This is a genomic window from Mesorhizobium sp. M5C.F.Ca.IN.020.29.1.1 (assembly GCF_003997375.1).
Lineage (GTDB): Bacteria > Pseudomonadota > Alphaproteobacteria > Rhizobiales > Rhizobiaceae > Mesorhizobium > Mesorhizobium wenxiniae.
Map to the genome: position 1 here is coordinate 1 of NZ_RZSW01000718.1, position 2,509 is coordinate 2,509.

Genomic DNA, 2,509 nt, shown 5'->3' on the forward strand with positions numbered 1-2,509 from the left:
GACTGGCCCATAATGGGTCACCGCACCGGCAAGCGCGAACCATCCCTCCGCGATCACACCACTGCCAATACCGCGCAACCCTGTTATATTTCCTTGCGGCGGACCTGATTTCCGCCTGGCCGGCGCCCATCAGGCAACCTACCCCAACGCCCCCCCAAAGTGGCGCCGGCCAACTCCGCCGCTGACCAATCTTCGCCACCGACAACGTCGAGCACGCCGTTGCGAGGGCGAGGCCTGCGCGCGATCGTAAGGCCCGATAGTCAGGGGCAGCGGTTCGAAGCCGCGTCCAGAGCGGCGGACTTTCAAGTCGGAACGCCCGGCTGCGATTCCAATCCGACAGATCGCCTGGAATGACAGAACGATCCGACATAAATCCAAAAAACCGGTAGCAAGCTGCGGCCAGAAAGTGTTGAAGACGGTGCCGATCGCATTGAACGCGGCGCGATCCAGTTGCGCTCGGCAACGCTTGATGATTTGTTGCCGCTTCAAGGAGAATGAATGATGCGCGAGCCTGTCGGTCAAGACGAATATGGGTCGGCCAACCCCTTCGACCCGGACGACCTGACGACGTTGAACGTGATGGGTCCGGGTGTGGCCAGCAACGATTTCGAGAAATACGCGGTCGCCGTGATCATCGTGTTCGGCGCCCTCGTCATTGGCGGCTTGATGGCCGCAACCCTGGCCTTGGGCCATCGCAACGGCTTCCTGTACGCGCTTGGCGGCGCCACTGCGGCGTGGATATCCGGAAATGCGCTTCTGCTCGATCGGCCGCGTATCTATGCCTTGTTCGTCGGCATCGCGGCGGTGATGCTGATTGCGTCCACCATAACGCTGGTCATCTGATGGTCTGCCGATATTTAGATGATGCCGGCCTGCGAATGGCGGTCTCCTGCACTTCCGGTACTCGCGTACCGAAAGTACGCTCCGTTCCGGTTCTCGGAAACCACGCAGTCTGGTCGCTTCGCGCCCGTCTTCGACTCCGGCTCGGCCTGACCTGAATCTCAACAGACCCGGGGCGCACGAAATTTAATATCCGATCGCCTCGCCGGATGCGGCGCGGCTGTCGATAGCGCCGTTGTAGCGGGCGCCGCCGCCCTTCTCGATCTCGGCCAGGCTCTTGCCGCCGACCAGGATGCCGGCCGCCTGGCCCCAGGTCGCCTCGGTGACATCGAGGTGGTAGCCCATGCCGGCAAGCAGCTTTTCGGTATCGGGCGACAGGCCGAACGGTTCGATATAGACCGTGTCTGGCAGCCACTGGTGGTGGATGCGCGGCGCGTCGATCGCCTCCTGGATGTTCATGCCATGATCGACAACGTTGACGATCGCTTCCAGCGTGATGGTGATGATGCGCGAGCCGCCGGGGCTGCCGATGACCATGAACGGCTTGCCGTCTTTGGCCACGATGGTCGGGCTCATCGACGACAGCGGCGTCTTCCTCGGCTCGATCGCATTCGCCTCGCCCTGTACGAGGCCATAGAGATTGGGCACGCCCGGTTTCTGGGTGAAATCGTCCATCTCGTTGTTGAGCAGGATGCCGGTGCCGTCGGCGACGACGCCGGCGCCGAACGAACCGTTCAGCGTATAGGTTACCGCGACGGCGTTGCCGTCATTGTCGACGATCGAATAATGCGTCGTCTCCTGGCTCTCGCCAAAACCCTTCGGCATCAATTCCTGCGACACGCCGGCCCGGAACGGATCGATCTTTTCACGGATTTCTTTTGCATAGGCCTTGTCCAGCAGCTTTTCGACCGGATTGTCGACGAAGTCGGGATCGCCGAGCGCCGAATTGCGGTCGACATAGGCATGGCGCATTGCCTCGACCATGATTTTGACGGTTTCGGCGGAACCCGCGCCAAGATAGGACAGCGGATAGAATTCCAGTACGTTGAGGATCTCGCAGATGATGGCGCCGCCCGAGCTCGGTGGCGGCGAGGAGGTGATCTCATAGCCGCGGTAATTGCAGGTCACCGGCTCGAGCTCGCGGACCGCGTAGTTCTCGAAATCCGCCTTGGCCAGAATGCCGCCCTTCTCCGCGCTGGCCCTAACGATGCCGTCGGCGATCGGTCCTTTGTAGAAGGCATCTCGACCTTGCTCCGAAATCGCTGAGAGCGAGGCGGCGAGATCAGCCTGAACAAGGCGCTCGCCGATGGCATAAGGCTTGCCGTCCGGCTTCAGGAAGATGGCAGCCGCGGCCGCGTTCTTGGCCAGCCGTTCGGCGCCGCGTTCGAGCGAGGCGACATCGCCCTGCTCGAGCACGAAGCCGTCCTTGGCATAGCGGATGGCCGGCGCCATCAAGTCCTGCCGCGTCAGCGTGCCGTATTTTTCCCGTGCCGTTTCAAAACCGGCCACCGAGCCCGGCACGCCGACCGCGAGATAGCCGTCAAGGCTGGCGCCCTTCACCGGCTCGCCGTCCTTGTCGAGATACATGGTCTTCGTCGAGGCGAGCGGCGCCCGCTCGCGGAAATCGAGGAAGGTCGAGCGGCCGTCCTTGAAGCGGATGGTCATGAAG

At 62.3% G+C, this 2,509-nt stretch carries 2 protein-coding genes; one reads left to right on the plus strand and one right to left on the minus strand.

What is annotated here, in order from left to right; translation table 11 throughout:
* The first annotated feature begins 498 nt into the window (after window positions 1–498).
* On the plus strand, window positions 499–843 hold the full coding sequence (locus tag EOA85_RS32595) for a hypothetical protein (protein ID WP_065005814.1): 345 nt from the start codon (window positions 499–501) through the stop codon (window positions 841–843).
* Between the two features lie 183 nt (window positions 844–1,026).
* Here EOA85_RS32595 and ggt read toward each other — a convergent pair.
* A partial coding sequence (ggt, locus tag EOA85_RS32600; protein WP_127212460.1) for a gamma-glutamyltransferase occupies window positions 1,027–2,509 on the minus strand: 1,483 nt, incomplete at its 5' end.